This is a genomic window from Candidatus Epulonipiscium viviparus, from assembly GCF_000171335.1.
GTDB lineage: Bacteria > Bacillota > Clostridia > Lachnospirales > Cellulosilyticaceae > Epulonipiscioides > Epulonipiscioides viviparus.
This window is the reverse complement of sequence record NZ_ABEQ01000008.3, coordinates 1-14,795: the sequence shown is the minus strand read 5'-3', so window position 1 is coordinate 14,795 and position 14,795 is coordinate 1. Positions and strand designations below refer to the sequence as shown.

The 14,795-nt window shown below is 33.7% G+C and carries 12 protein-coding genes; 6 read left to right on the top strand and 6 right to left on the bottom strand.

Going from position 1 to position 14,795, the window contains the following annotated elements; genetic code table 11:
• The 4 genes from EPU_RS02110 to EPU_RS02090 all read left to right on the top strand — a co-directional run bounded on the left by EPU_RS02110 (window position 1) and on the right by EPU_RS02090 (window position 4,348).
• Window positions 1–1,113, top strand: coding sequence for a glycerol dehydrogenase (locus EPU_RS02110; protein WP_010166314.1), 1,113 nt, complete (start codon window positions 1–3; stop codon window positions 1,111–1,113).
• Between the two features lie 249 nt (window positions 1,114–1,362).
• Window positions 1,363–2,355, top strand: a complete 993-nt coding sequence (locus EPU_RS02100) for a uroporphyrinogen decarboxylase family protein (protein WP_029487826.1) — start codon at window positions 1,363–1,365, stop codon at window positions 2,353–2,355.
• A 21-nt stretch (window positions 2,356–2,376) separates the two neighbouring features.
• Window positions 2,377–3,054, top strand: coding sequence for a deoxyribose-phosphate aldolase (gene deoC / locus EPU_RS02095; RefSeq protein ID WP_010166310.1), 678 nt, complete (start codon window positions 2,377–2,379; stop codon window positions 3,052–3,054).
• Between the two features lie 217 nt (window positions 3,055–3,271).
• On the top strand, window positions 3,272–4,348 hold the full coding sequence (locus EPU_RS02090; protein ID WP_029487825.1) for a glycerol dehydrogenase: 1,077 nt from the start codon (window positions 3,272–3,274) through the stop codon (window positions 4,346–4,348).
• Window positions 4,349–4,389: 41 nt separating this feature from the next.
• Here the strand turns inward: EPU_RS02090 and EPU_RS13510 are convergent, their stop codons facing one another.
• Window positions 4,390–4,554, bottom strand: a complete 165-nt coding sequence (locus tag EPU_RS13510) for a hypothetical protein (protein WP_010166306.1) — start codon at window positions 4,552–4,554, stop codon at window positions 4,390–4,392.
• 156 nt (window positions 4,555–4,710) lie between these two features.
• Here EPU_RS13510 and EPU_RS02080 point away from each other — a divergent pair, with 156 nt between their 5' ends.
• On the top strand, window positions 4,711–5,856 hold the full coding sequence (locus tag EPU_RS02080) for an exo-beta-N-acetylmuramidase NamZ family protein (protein WP_010166303.1): 1,146 nt from the start codon (window positions 4,711–4,713) through the stop codon (window positions 5,854–5,856).
• 30 nt (window positions 5,857–5,886) lie between these two features.
• Window positions 5,887–7,416: a glycoside hydrolase family 3 protein gene (locus tag EPU_RS02075; protein ID WP_029487824.1), complete on the top strand. Its 1,530-nt coding sequence runs from the start codon at window positions 5,887–5,889 to the stop codon at window positions 7,414–7,416.
• Here the strand turns inward: EPU_RS02075 and EPU_RS11250 are convergent.
• From EPU_RS11250 to eno, 5 genes are all read right to left on the bottom strand, one after another.
• Window positions 7,397–9,055: a methyl-accepting chemotaxis protein gene (locus EPU_RS11250; protein ID WP_010166301.1), complete on the bottom strand. Its 1,659-nt coding sequence runs from the start codon at window positions 9,053–9,055 to the stop codon at window positions 7,397–7,399. The two genes, EPU_RS02075 and EPU_RS11250, sit on opposite strands and share 20 nt — an antisense overlap.
• Window positions 9,056–9,292: 237 nt before the next feature.
• Window positions 9,293–11,644, bottom strand: coding sequence for a hypothetical protein (locus tag EPU_RS02065; RefSeq protein WP_010166300.1), 2,352 nt, complete (start codon window positions 11,642–11,644; stop codon window positions 9,293–9,295).
• 100 nt (window positions 11,645–11,744) lie between these two features.
• Entirely contained in the window at window positions 11,745–12,905 is a 1,161-nt protein-coding gene (locus EPU_RS02060; RefSeq protein WP_029487823.1) for an aminotransferase class I/II-fold pyridoxal phosphate-dependent enzyme, read from the bottom strand.
• A 2-nt stretch (window positions 12,906–12,907) separates the two neighbouring features.
• Window positions 12,908–13,393 (bottom strand): Lrp/AsnC family transcriptional regulator, encoded by a 486-nt coding sequence (locus EPU_RS02055; RefSeq protein WP_010166298.1) that lies wholly within the window; start codon window positions 13,391–13,393, stop codon window positions 12,908–12,910.
• A gap of 67 nt (window positions 13,394–13,460) precedes the next feature.
• Window positions 13,461–14,792 (bottom strand): phosphopyruvate hydratase, encoded by a 1,332-nt coding sequence (gene eno / locus EPU_RS02050; protein ID WP_029487821.1) that lies wholly within the window; start codon window positions 14,790–14,792, stop codon window positions 13,461–13,463.
• Window positions 14,793–14,795: the final 3 nt, after the last annotated feature.

Below are 14,795 nucleotides of genomic sequence, written 5' to 3'. Positions count from 1 at the left end.
ATGTCACAAACTACAAATAAAACACGTGCTTTTGGTTCCCCTAGTCGTTATGTTCAAGGCAGAAATGAACTTGATTTATTAAAAGAATACACTGATGCTTATGGCAATCGCGTACTAATTTTAATTGATACTTTCTTCTATGCTAACTATTCAAAGAAATTTGAAGAAATGTATGCAAATGGAACTTCTACAGTTAAAACTTATGAATATAAGGGTGAAATCACAGCCGATAAAATTGCAGCTATCGTAAATGAAGCTAAAGCATTTAATCCAAATGTAGTTGTTGGTATGGGTGGTGGAAAAACTATGGATTCCGCAAAAGCTGTTGCAGATGATTTTAAAGCGGCAACAATCATTGTTCCAACCACTGCATCCACTGATGCTCCCGCAATTGGCCTTTCTGTAATGTATAACGAACAAGGAGTACACATAGGGGCAAGGCATTATGTTAAAAACCCAGATTTAGTATTATTAGATACAGATATTATAGCCAAAGCGCCGATTAGATTTTTAGTTGCAGGCATGGGAGATGGGCTTGCCACATTTATCGAGGCTCGTGCAAACTTTCAATCTGCTTCTCCAAACTATGTTGGCAAAGGCTATAGTGCCACAGTTGCAGTACGTGCAATCGCTCAGGCATGTCATGAAACAATTTTAAACAAAGGCATCAGCGCCAAACTTGCTGCAGAAGCAGGATTATGTACCCAAGATTTTGAAGATGTTGTCGAGGCAAATACATTGCTATCTGGTTTAGGAGTTCAAAATTCCAGTTGTGCAGGTGCTCATTCCATTGCAGAAGGAATTACCATCTTACCTGAATGCGCTAAACTTCTTCATGGTGAAGTGGTAGCCTTTGGAATTTTGGTTCAACTAGTTATTGAAGGTCGTTGCAAAGATGAAATTAAGGAAATGTATGATTTCTTCAATGCAGTAGGTCTTCCATCAACATTTGAAATGCTAGGAATTTCAGACGCAACATCTGCAGATATAATGAAGGTTGCACAAGAATCCTTAAAATCGTATTGGGACACCGAACCTTTTGCTATAACCGCCCAAATGGTTTATGATGCGATTATGATGGCTAATATTTTGGGCAAAGAGTTTCAAAAATAGATTGTTTTATATCTCATAATTAGTAAACACAAATAGGCTGGGGAACCGCCATAGTTCCATTTGCAGTAATCGGAGCTATTGTAATTAACATTATATTTTTGGTCTTTAAAGGAAATGGCTGGAACTCATATGCCAGAAGGTGCATCAGCTGTAACAAATTTGATCACAGGTGCAACATCTATAGTTGCCTGGATAGTCACTAAAATTGGTGTATTATTTTAATTTGTATATTGAAAGGAGCCTAAAATTATGATGAATCCAAGAGAGAATATGTTAAGAGCAATTAAAAACGATAGACCTGAATATGTTCCAAATGCACTTGAACATCTTATTGAAGTTAAATGTCCTACCTGTGAAAGACCCATTAAAGCTGGTTTTGATATTTGGGGCGTTGAATGGGCTTATGATCCACACGCAGAAGGTGGCACGTATGTCGCACATGGCTCTAAAATTATTCATAATATTGACAATTGGCGTGCAGAACTCAAAATTCCTGATTTAGATAAAGATGTCGATTGGAGCTATATTACCCAAAATTGGGGTGAATTTCCACTCGATGTTGCTTCTATCGACTACGAAAACAATGTTGTAATGGGYCTTGTRGAAATGGGCGTCTTCGAAAGATTGTATTTACTGTTTGGAATGGAAGAAGCTTTAATGAACTTCATTACTCACCCAGAAGAAATGGCAAAGATTGCAGAAGTTATAGCCGATTACAAAATCAAGGTTATACAGAGATTTGCTAAAGAAATCAAACTAGATATGATTTGGTATGGYGATGACTGGGGTACGCAAAATAATTTATTTATGCCTCCAGAGACTTGGAGACAATGCATCAAGCCTGCTACCAAACGTATTTATGATGCTATTCATGACTTAGGTTTAATTGTAAACCAACATTCTTGTGGCCACATTGCAAAAATCTTCGACGATATGGTAGACATGGGCGCAGATGTATGGAATATGTGCCAACCTTGTAATGATCTAGGTAAACTTAAGCAGCAATTAGGTGATAGAAAGTTCTGCTTCTCTGGTGGGCTCGATAGTCAATTTGTGCTTAATAAGCCTGGTGCAACTCCAGATGATGTGAGGGCAGAAGTTCGATTGCGTATGAAACAATTAAAGGGTACTAATGGCGGATATATTGCAGGTCCTAGTCACGAAGTTCCATATGCCAAAGAAATGCTTGACGCTATGTTTGATGAGCTTGACAAAACTAAATTTTATRATTATACAAAATAAAACAGAAATAGGAGTAATAAAATGAAATTAACAATTCAAGAACTAGCCAAAATGATTGATCATACAATATTAGCCGCATATGCGACAGATGATATGTTAAAAGAACACTGTGAAATTGCTAAGCAATATAACTTTAAAACAGTTGCTATTAACAATGCCCCTGTGTCTCTTTGCAAAAAATTTTTAGAAGGTACAGATGTGCTTTGCGATGCTGCAGTAAGTTTTCCTCTTGGTCAATGTACAATCGAGACCAAAGTATTTGAAACAATTGATATTATCGAAAAAGGTGCTGGCGAAGTCGATTACGTGGTAAATATAGGAAAAATCAAGTCAGGAGATTGGGCCTATATAGAAGATGAAATGCAAAGAATTGTTGCAGAATGTAATAAAAGAAATGTTACCAGCAAAGTTATATTCGAAACTTGCTATTTAACCGATGATGAAAAAAGAAAACTTTGTGAAGTCGCGCTTAAAGTTAAACCTACTTTTATTAAAACCTCTACCGGCTTTGGTACAGGAGGTGCAACAATAGAAGATATCAAGCTTATGAAAGAATGTGTTGGAGATAACCTTAAAATTAAGGCATCTGGTGGAGTTCGYACTACCGAGCAAGCACTTGCTATGATTGAAGCTGGTGCAAGCAGAATTGGAACTAGCAATGGTGTTGCTATCGTGGATGGATATAAAGACATGCAATAATTATTTRCGACGCTATGTATTTTATTCTTAGGAGTAAAATACATAGTTATTGCTACTTAATTCGAAAGGGGTAAATACATTGATATGCTTAAAAATGCTAGATATTACAAAGGGATATAGGGTGCATTTGTGCTCTATATTTTTTATGCCGTTGACAGTGTCATCTAGCGTATAGTATTATAAATATGCAATTAATATTGATAATAAGGAGAGAATTATGGCAAATATAATTATATCACCATCAAAATATGTCCAAGGTAAAAATGAAATGGCACAACTAGGTTCATATGTAAAAGATTATGGCAAAAAATCATTAATTTTGATTAGTGAATCGGGCATAAAACGCTTTATGGCTGTTATAGAAAAAACGCTCCTARACCAAGATATTACTCCTATATTTGAAACATTTAAGGGAGAATCTAGCAAAAACGAAATCAATAGACTTCAARAACTTTTCGATAAAAACAATTGCGATAATGTCATTGGTGTTGGTGGCGGAAAAATTCTGGATACCGCAAAAGCAGTAGCATACTATAAAAAATGTCCAATTATCATTCTTCCTACCGTCGCTTCTACTGATGCTCCATGTAGCGCACTTACTGTTATATACTCTGACCAAGGTGTTTTTGAAGAGTATCTATTTTTGCCACAAAATCCAAATTTAGTTTTAGTTGATACTCAAGTAATTACTGATGCTCCAGCAAGACTTTTAATTTCGGGAATGGGAGATGCGTTAGCCACATACTTTGAGGCAAGGGCCTGCAAAATTTCTGGTGCTACATCTTGTGCCGGAGGCGAATCCACTCTTGCAGCTCAAGGTATTGGCAAATTATGTTATGAAACATTAATAAATTATGGTTATAAAGCCAAAATTGCTATTGAACAAAAAATTTGTACTAAAGCAGTTGAAAACATTATAGAAGCAAATACTCTTCTTTCGGGAATTGGATTTGAAAGTGGCGGACTTGCTGCAGCACATGCAATTCACAACGGCTTTACCGTAATGGAGGAATGCCACAATATGTATCATGGTGAAAAAGTTGCTTTTGGTACAATAGTACAATTGGTATTAGAAGATGCTCCAGAACTTTCTGATGTAATCAATTTCTGTAAATCTGTCGGTCTTCCTACTACATTAAAGCAATTAGGCATCAAAAAAATTAATCCGAACAAAATCAAACAAGTTGCGCAAGCAGCAACGGCTTCAACAGAAACTATACACAACTTGCCATTTAAAGTAACTGCCGACGATGTGTATGGTGCAATTTTAATTGCAGATGCATTAGGCCAATAATCCGCCAATCTCCCTTAATTGAAAAAGGGAGAAACATATTATTATTGATATTCTTTTTGTTCAACTTTGATTTCCGCTTGAGATTTTATCTCTAATTCAGCTACATTGGTCGCCTGAATGTCTATAGCAATACTATTACAAACCGGAAAACTAAATCCCTCTTCTTCTGATTGCAATACTCCTGCATATTTTTTTCGTCTCAGCATATAAAACACCTCCATATAATAATTATATTACCCAAATTGTTAATATTTAATCCGTTGTAAAATTTCCAGTTATTATCTCCTTGAAAAATTTTGTTAACTATAGTATAAAAAAGATATTACAATTCATCTATTTTACGTTATGAAAGGGTCAATTAAATGGCAAAAGTTATATTAGGTATCGATAGACTTGCAGAATTTATGTATTTATTTGACAATAAGCGAGTTGGGCTCATTACAAATCCAACAGGAATAAATAGTGATTTTATATCCACAATTGATTTATTTGCACAATATACAAATTTAACAGCATTATTCTCTCCAGAACATGGTGTTCGCGGAAATATTCAAGCGGGTCAAAAAGTTGAATCTTATATTGATGCTAAAACTGGTACCAAAGTATGGACTTTATATGGCAAAAATAAAAAACCAACTCAGGATATGCTTATAGATGTTGATATATTAGTTTATGATATTCAAGATGTTGGATCACGACTTTATACCTACTTGTATACATTAGCTTATTGTATGCAAGCATGCAAAGAATGGGGCAAAGAAATAATAGTATTTGACAGACCTAACCCCGTAGGYGGTTCTGCAGTGGAAGGAAATTTAGTTCACAAAGAATTTAGATCATTTATCGGACTATATCCTATTCCTTATAGATATGGACTTACAATTGGCGAAATAGCTATGTATTTTAATTCAGAATTTAATATTAATGCCCAATTAACCGTAGTAAAAATGAAAAATTGGACACGCGATATGTACTATGATAACACCGGATTAAATTGGATTATGCCCTCCCCCAATATGCCTACTCTCAATACTGCTCTATTATATAATGCCACCTGCATATTTGAAGGAACTAATATTTCTGAGGGACGTGGCACTACCATTCCATTTGAACTCGTTGGAGCCCCTTGGCTCAATGCAGAAGAACTAGCCATTGCTTTAAATGAAAAATCGTTACCAGGTATATATTTTAGACCTATATATTTTACACCTACCTTTTCCAAGTATGAAAACCAATTATGTCAAGGGGTACAGCTTCATATTATCAATCGTGATGAAATTCAACCTATAAAAATTGCATTATATTTATTAAAAGAAATTCGTCAGCGCAATTCAGATAAGTTTAAATTTGCTGCACCATATACAGCAGCGGGAAAACCAATGATTGATTATAACACAGGGAGCGATACAGTGCGCACATCAGATTTTGATCCCGAAGCATTATATATCAAATGGGAATCTGAAAATAAACAATATAAAAAAGATAAATCTAAATATCATCTATACTAATATACACCTATCTTAGAAGGGACGGATATTATGACATTAAAGCAAAAAGTTGGACAATTATTTATGGTAGGTTTTGATGATACAAAAATAAATTCGCATATCGAAAATTTGATTAAGGATTTTAATGTAGGAAATGTAATTTTATTTGAACGCAATTGCAAAACTCCAGAACAAATCTTAAAGCTCATCCAAAATTTACAAAAATTAGCTATAAAATATAATGGAGTTCCCATGTTTATTGGAATTGATCAAGAAAACGGAATGGTTACACGCATAGGAGAGGGGGTATGTACTTTTCCTGGCAATATGGCACAAGCCAATGGAGCAACCGAAGAAGAAATCTATCAAGTTGCAAAGTATACTGGAGAAATGTTAGAAGCACTTGGAATTAATTATAATTTGGCACCTAGCTTAGATATCAATAATAATCCGAATAATCCAATAATAGGCATTAGAAGTTTTGGTGAAAATCCAGAAACAGTCACTAATATGGGACTAGCCTGTATAAAAGGATTTCAAGACGCAGGTATAATTTCAACAGCAAAACATTTTCCAGGTCATGGCGATACTGCCATCGATTCTCATTTAACTTTGCCTTGTATTCCACATAGCAAAGAACGACTAGAAAAAGTGGAATTATATCCATTTAAAGCTGCAATCGATGCTGGAGTTAAAAGTATTATGACTGCTCATATAATTTTTCCAGCTTATGAACCGGTATATCCTGCCACACTTTCACCACTGGTATTAACTAATTTGCTACGACAAGATTTAGGATTCCATAATTTAATTATCACAGATTGTATGGAAATGAAAGCCATCAGTGACACATATACTACTCAACAAGCTAGTGTTATGGCAATAGCGGCTGGCGCAGATATAGTGTGTATAAGTCATACAGAAAAATTACAAAGAGAAGCTCTCGAAGAAACCTTAATACAAGCCGAACAAAATATGAARCTACAAGCTAAAATCGATACTGCGGCTGATCGTATTTTGTCAATCAAGAAAGTTCTGAATGTTGACGAATATCTAAAACGTAATATCGCAGACATTGCCAACAAGCTTAACCCACCTGCTGCTATAAAATTGGCAAAAAAAATTAGCAAAAATGCCATAAAAGTAATCGAACAGGGAATCTCATTACCTATAGATCCAGGAAAATTACTAATAATTGCACCTGATTCCAGAGGATTAACCGGAGTAGATGGTCTATGGTATATTCCAAACTTTGCTTCATATGCTGCTGAACACGTGATAGCAGATTCAATCAAGCTAGAATCCGATCTTTCCATAAAGTCAATAAATGAGATTATTCAAAAGAGCCAAATTTATGATACTATAATCCTGTGTTTATATAACGCACAGTTTATGCATTCTCAAATAGAGCTTGCCAATAAACTCCTTGCCGAGCACAATCAAGTAATTTGCATYGCCATGCGTAATCCATATGATATTAATTTACTAAAAAATCCACAAACAACGGTGCAAGTATTTGAATATACACCATTATCTATGGATAGTTTACTTAAAATATTATTTAAAGTTTTTGTGGCTTAAACTTTGTTGTCAAATTGTATAAACTTTCAGAGTTTGCGGCAAGCTCTTCACTAATTGCTGCGCTTTCTTGACTTGTCGAAACATTCGTATTTACGACATCCATTATATCTGCCATACTTTTATTCATATCATCAACAGTTACCACTTGAGTAGTAGCTATTTGATACAACTCTTTAATTAAATTTGTAATTTGATTTGAGCTATCCGAAATTTTTACAAATGCTTTTTCAGTAGTATGTGCAAGTGATTCACTTTCTTTGATATTATTAACTGTATTTTCAATCAAACCAGTCGTATCTTTGGCGGCTTGAGTCGATTTCTGAGCTAAACTTCGAACCTCTTCAGCTACAACAGAGAACCCTTTGCCGGCTTCACCAGCTCTAGCCGCTTCAATTGCTGCATTTAAAGCAAGAATATTGGTCTGAAATGCAATGTCATCAATAGTTTTAATAATTTCTTGAATATCTTTTGAATCCACAGAAATTTTATTAATTGCATTAAGCATTCCTGCCATTTTATTAGAACTATCTTTAATAATCAGGCTAGATTCTTCGCCTAATATACGAGCATTAGTAGCATACTCAGACGAAGACTTAATTTGATTAGATATCTCATTAAGTGAATTAGACAAATCTGAAATACTAAGATTTTGGTCTTCAGCTCCTTTAGCAAGCGCTTGGGCACCTTGCGAAATATCTTCCGCTCCCTGACTTAAATGCTCACTAGAAGTGGTAATGTTAATTAACAATTTACTAATTTCTTCTCTAAATAATTCAATAGAAACTATTATTTCTTCAAAATCTCCAAGAAACGTGATTTTTGTACTATGAGTAAAATCTCCTTTTGCAAAATCAGCCAATAAATCACTTAAAGAATTAACATATTTTGACAATTCTTTCATTGAAAAATTAAACATATCATTCATTTTTTGAATTTCGATAAATCTAGTTTTAAGGTTTACTCTACCTTTCAAGTTTCCTGTTGAAAGCTCTTCTAGCCCTATTTCCATTTTAATGATATTTACAAGAATATCAGTTCTAATCCATCTAAAATAAATATATAGCATACCGGACATTATAATTAACGATATAATAATTGTTATTAAACTGGTCATTTCTATAACATCATATTCTTCTTCGGATTCCAATATTCTGTCTTCCGATTCCGCTATTAATATATCTATTTCTTGAATTAACTTTTCAATATTTGGTTTTACGTTTATTAAATACTCATTTATAGCTTCGTCAATACCAATGTTTAAAGCGTCCATCACTTTGTGTGCATTATTATGAATGGCATCATGATATTCTTCAATAGCGTTGGTCAAATTAATAATGTCTGCATTATTTCTATTTTCAGGACTATACATATATGTACCTAAATCACACGTTTTAGGATCTAAACTTCCTTCAAAAGGTTCTCCGTTCAAAATCGCACCTAAAAGATCTGTTGACCATTCATAATGTACAATTTCAGCTTTATGTAATTGATCGATAATATTATTTTCCACAGACAATGTTTCTTTTGAAAGAGACATACGATTAAATGAAAAAAGAATTACAATCAATAAAACTATATTTAAGCTAAACACCAAGATACTCATACTATAAATCAATTTTTTTAATTCTATTGACTTCACTTACATCACTCCTTATAAAATATTTTTTACCATGACATTATAATCCATTTTTAGCAAATTGTAAACAGCCAAAATGTGTCATATTTTATTTTTAGTTACTGTTTTTTTTTCTTATTTTTGATTTTAAAAATCATTCTTAATATATTTATTAAGCACAGCCATATTATATTCTTTAAATATTTAAATAAAATAACTTCCCTCAAGATATTTATAATATCAAAAGGAAAGCTACTGATTTTAATAATCTAAAATAATTTCACGAATCTCACCATTAGGAACTATTTCACCCAGTTCATCAGATCCTGACATATACTCCACTTTAGATGGACTAATAGCTCTAATAAATATAAATCCTTTATGATCAATATCCACCTCTTCTATTCTTAGAACAGCTTTTTTTGCCTTACTAATATTGAGAGTTTTACCTTTAAAAGCTGGGTAAATTGTATAGTATATTTCTGTTTCAAATGAAGTTGCCGGGATATACTTAATCCATTGACCATAAGGTGTATGAGGCGTAATTAATACTTGCAATTGGTTATTTGCATCACAATCTCCCACATAATATTGAAATTGGATGTGTCCATCTTCAGAAAGACTATAATCATTAACTAAAATTTTTCCTCCTTGACGCCCTTTTAAAACTCCAAAGGCAACACCCATAGCACCCATAGTTGCAAAATAGTTATTTTCTGTAATCGCAATACGTCTCTCTTTCATTTTATCTAAACTATTGTTTGTACCAATATATGGGAATATTTCATACATGTTCTCGTTTAAAATTATTTTTTGAGGAGATACAGTTTCCTTTGTCGATGCCTTTTCTTCGGACTCAATATTTATTTCTACAACAGATACCTCCGATTCAATTACTTCTTCTGTTTCTTCTGTTTCTTCTGTTTCTTCTGTTTCTTCTGTTTCAGCTAATTTTGCAGCTTCCTCTGCAGCTAACTTGGCTTCCAGCTCTAATCTTTCTCTTTCTAACCTAGCTTCTTCACTAGCTATTTTGGCCTCTTCTCTAAGTTGTTCCATTTTCTTGTTATAAGTATCTAAAAGCTCTATATTCCATTCTATCACTGAATCTTTAGAAATTTTTTTACATAAATGCTCTACCATTAAGGACTTTGAAGAATTTCCAGCTAAAAATATATTAACTTTTTCTGGATAAACATTAAATTTATTACACGTATTTTTGATAAATTCAAAAAAATCTTTTAGTCCAGCATCAATACGCTCTTCTAAAATACCTAATAATTCACGTTTTTTTATTTTAAACTTAATTTTACGTTTAAAACCTTCCCTATCAAATAACATGACTTTCATCTTGGTGTTAATACGCGTCATATTTTCCCAAAGAGGTCTTAAAGCATCAATCATTATAACAGTATTCCGCTTTGCTTCTTCCGAGCTACTAATAAATGCGTCTTCACCTATAAATCTCTTGCCATCCTTAGGTCTGGTAAATTGAACACGCTTTTTTAACAGTGTTTTTTGATTTTGAACAAGTAATTCATAAGCCATTGCTTCTAATAAAATTTCACCACCTAAATATTTATTTCCTCTAGCTCCTAATTCATCCAACATATATGTATATCTTTTATCTTCTTCCGAAGGTTTATATGATCCAAATGCAAAATCTGTAGTGTACGCACCTATATCGAACACTCCATAAAATACAGATTCTTGAATATTAGGTTGAAAATTATATCCAGAAAGTGCAGTTAAAGCATATGCTGTCGCTTCATCAATTCCCAATTCTACACTAAATTTTTGCATCACTTCTTCATTTTCTAATATTGATACTGGTAAAGATTTTTTAATTCCGTTGGTAAAAGATTCTAATATTTTATCTACAACGTCTTTATTAAATGACTTCGTACATGCTAAAATATATTTAAGATGAATACCATTATTCATATTATTAATTAGTGAACCTAAATAATATGCATATACTTCTACTGGATTAAATTCATTTTCTGTAATTTCTAAAAATGGTGGTAAATCATATGTCTTTTTTACTTTATCTTTAATACGTAAATGTCCACTATTTCTACCCGCCCATGGTTTTATATCATACATAAAATTTGAAAATATCTGACTTGAAGCTCTCCAATATTCTGCTAATACAGTATGAGATGCTGCAACATCTGCCCACTTTGTAAGTGGTCTACCTATTAATGAGTTATAATCTTGCAAAAAATTTTCTAAATTTTTGAAATGTAAAATTGCTGGAATTTGAAAATCATTTCTATTAATTGGTTTTTGCAAATCTCTAGCACCTATTCGCAATGGTGAAATTAAAGAATTATCATCTAGCATTGCAACAGTAACATTTTTTGAACCAAAATTTATTCCTATGTAGCCTTCCTTAATATCTAAAACAGGGTCACGATAAAATGTTCCAGTGCATTCTCTAAAAGGTATATTTGTATTTTCCCAATGACCTCTATTAGGATCATTTAACATCTTTTTATCATACTTAACTTTTCCTAATCTAATTGTTTCGTAATTAATTAAAGTAGTACAATACTGTAATGCTTCTTTGGTGGGTTTAGCCGGTGCAGCTGATTTAGCTGGTGTAGTTGCCATAATAATTCCTCCTAATTTAAATTTAATTTTATTTTAGCCTATTTGGGAAAGTATGTCAAGATGAGGAATAAAGTATACTCTCTACCCCTCATTTGGTCTATTATATAAATTTTTTGACAAATTTCTCAATTCTTATTAAAGCTTCTTTAAGCTCAGCTACCGAATACGCATACGAACATCTAATATAACCATCACCTGATTTTCCAAATGCATCTCCAGGTACTACTGCCACTTTTTCTTCTTGAAGCAATTTTTCACAAAATTCCAAACTATTCATTCCTGTTTCTTTAATCGAAGGAAATACATAAAAAGCTCCTTTGGGTTCAAAGCAAGAAAGTCCCATCTTTCTAAATCCCTCTATCATTAACTTTCTCCGAACATCATATGACTCCTTCATATGCTCAATATCTTCATCGCCATCTTTTAAAGCCGCTATTGCCGCATATTGGCTCGTTGTTGGTGCACACATCAAAACATATTGATGCATCTTTGTCATGGCTCCAATAACAGCAGCTGGTCCTAAAGCATATCCTATTCTCCATCCTGTCATTGCATATGCTTTCGAAAGTCCACTCAGTATAATTGTTCGTTCATACATTCCTTCTACACTAGCAATCGAAACATGGCGTGTTCCATAAGTGAGTTCTGCATAGATTTCATCTGAAAGTACAATTAAATCATGTTTCTTAACGATCTTTGCAATAGCCTGCAACTCATCTTCTTCCATAATAGCACCTGTAGGATTATTAGGATATGGAAAAATTAAGATTTTAGATTTTTCAGTTATAGCCTCTTCTAATTCTTGTGCCGTCAGTTTAAATTCATTTTTTGCTTTTGTAGCAATAGGGACAGGCACTCCTCCAGCGAATACTGTACATGGCATATACGCAACAAATGATGGTTCTGGAATCAAAACTTCTTCTCCACCATTTAGTAACGTTCTTAGCGCAACATCAATTCCTTCGCTACCTCCAACTGTAACAAGAATTTGATCAGCTTCATTATAAGATAAATCAAATTTACGTTTCATATATTTGTTAATTTCTTGTCGTAAAGGCAACATTCCAGCATTTGCAGAATACACAGTTTTACCCTGTTCTAAAGAATATATTGCTTCTTCTCTAATATGCCATGGGGTATCAAAGTCTGGCTCTCCAACCCCCAACGAAATTGCATTTCCCATTTCTGTTACAACATCGAAAAATTTTCGTATCCCAGAAGGAGGCATTGTTGCTACTCTAGTTGCTATTTTATCTGCTATATTCATGGAGACACCACCATTCGTTCATCTTTTTTGTGTTGTTCAAAAATAACACCATGATCTTTATATCTCTTTAATACAAAATGCGTGCCAGTACTTAAAACTTCGTCCAGAGCAGATAATTTTTTACTCACAAACATAGCAACTTCTTTTAAACTCTTACCTTTAACAATTACAGTTAAATCAAATCCACCCGACATAAGATACAAAGCTTCTACTTCCTTAAACATATAAATTCGCTTAGCAATTTTATCAAAGCCTTCGCCTCGACTTGGAGCCACTTTTACTTCTATAAGAGCAGTTACATTATCAATCTCCGATACTTTGTCCCAATTTATCAGCATTTTATAGCCGCAAATAATTTTGTCCTCCTCAAGCTCTGCAGTCAATTTTTCGATAACTTCGACGGTAGAGTCTAACATTACTGCCAAATCTTGTGGAGAATATCTACAGTTTTCTTCTAGCAACTTCAAAATTCTAGTCTTCATATTATGTCTCCTTTAAAAAAAAAGAATAGCCACAATCGCGGCTATTCTCTTGAAGTAAATATTCTTATTACTTATTAAGATTAAAGAATGAGCAAAGACCGTGATATTCGGCAACATCACCAAGCTCTTCTTCAATTCTAAGAAGTTGGTTATATTTAGCAGTTCTATCTGAACGACAAGGAGCTCCAGTCTTAATTTGCCCAGCGTTAGATGCAACAACAATATCTGCAATAGTTGTATCTTCCGATTCACCTGATCTATGAGAAACAACAGCAGTATATCCTGCTCTATTTGCCATTTCAATTGCTTCGAAAGTTTCTGTTAAAGTACCGATTTGATTAACTTTAATTAAGATTGAATTACCAATACTTTTCTTAATTCCTTCTTTTAAAATGCTTGTATTTGTAACGAACAAATCATCCCCAACAAGTTGAACACGATCACCAATTCTGTCAGTAAGTTTTTTCCAACCATCCCAGTCTTTTTCGCCAACACCGTCTTCGATAGAAATAATCGGGAATTTATTTACAAGGTTTTCATAATAATCTACAAGTTCATCAGAAGTTCTAACCACTTCTTCGCCCTTCATTTTACTTTCGCCTTTAAAGTAATACTTACCATCTGAATCATTGTAAAGCTCAGAAGCCGCCGCGTCCATTGCAATCTTAATATCTTCACCAGCTATATAGCCAGCTTTATTAACAGCTTCTACAATAAGTTCAAGTACTTCTTCAGAAGTTGCAAGGTCAGGAGCAAATCCACCTTCATCGCCTACACCAGTTGAAAGACCTTTACTTTGAAGAACTTTTTTAAGAACATGATAAACCTCAGCACACATTCTAAGTGCTTCTTTAAAGCAACTAGCCCCAACAGGCATAATCATAAATTCTTGTAAGTCAACAGTGTTATCTGCATGTTCTCCACCATTTAAAATATTCATCATTGGAACTGGAAGAACTTTCGCATTAAAACCACCAAGATATTGATATAATGGCATACTAAGCGCTTCAGCAGCAGCACGAGCCACAGCCATAGAAACTCCTAATATTGCATTTGCACCGAGCTTAGATTTGTCATCAGTTCCATCAAGTTTAATCATTTTTTTATCAATAGCAGCTTGATCTAAAACATTCAAACCAATAATTTCGTCCGCAATGATTTCATTAACATTCGCAACGGCTTTTTGAACGCCTTTTCCAAGATAACGACTAGAATCTCCATCACGAAGCTCAAGTGCCTCACGTTCACCAGTTGATGCTCCAGAAGGAACTATTGCACGACCAATATAATCTTGTGTACCATTACTAACAACAACTTCCACTTCTACAGTAGGATTTGCTCTAGAATCTAGTACCTCTCTTGCAAATACGTCTGAAATCTCTAAAAAACCTTCATCAATATA

What these genes read in the sequence shown, in the direction of transcription:
- EPU_RS02110 (WP_010166314.1), top strand. Translation starts at nt 1, where the DNA reads ATGTCACAAACTACAAATAAAACACGTGCTTTTGGTTCCCCTAGTCGT.
- EPU_RS02065 (WP_010166300.1), bottom strand. Translation starts at nt 11,644, where the DNA reads ATGGCAACTACACCAGCTAAATCAGCTGCACCGGCTAAACCCACCAAA.
- EPU_RS02055 (WP_010166298.1), bottom strand. Translation starts at nt 13,393, where the DNA reads ATGAAGACTAGAATTTTGAAGTTGCTAGAAGAAAACTGTAGATATTCT.
- EPU_RS13510 (WP_010166306.1), bottom strand. Translation starts at nt 4,554, where the DNA reads ATGCTGAGACGAAAAAAATATGCAGGAGTATTGCAATCAGAAGAAGAG.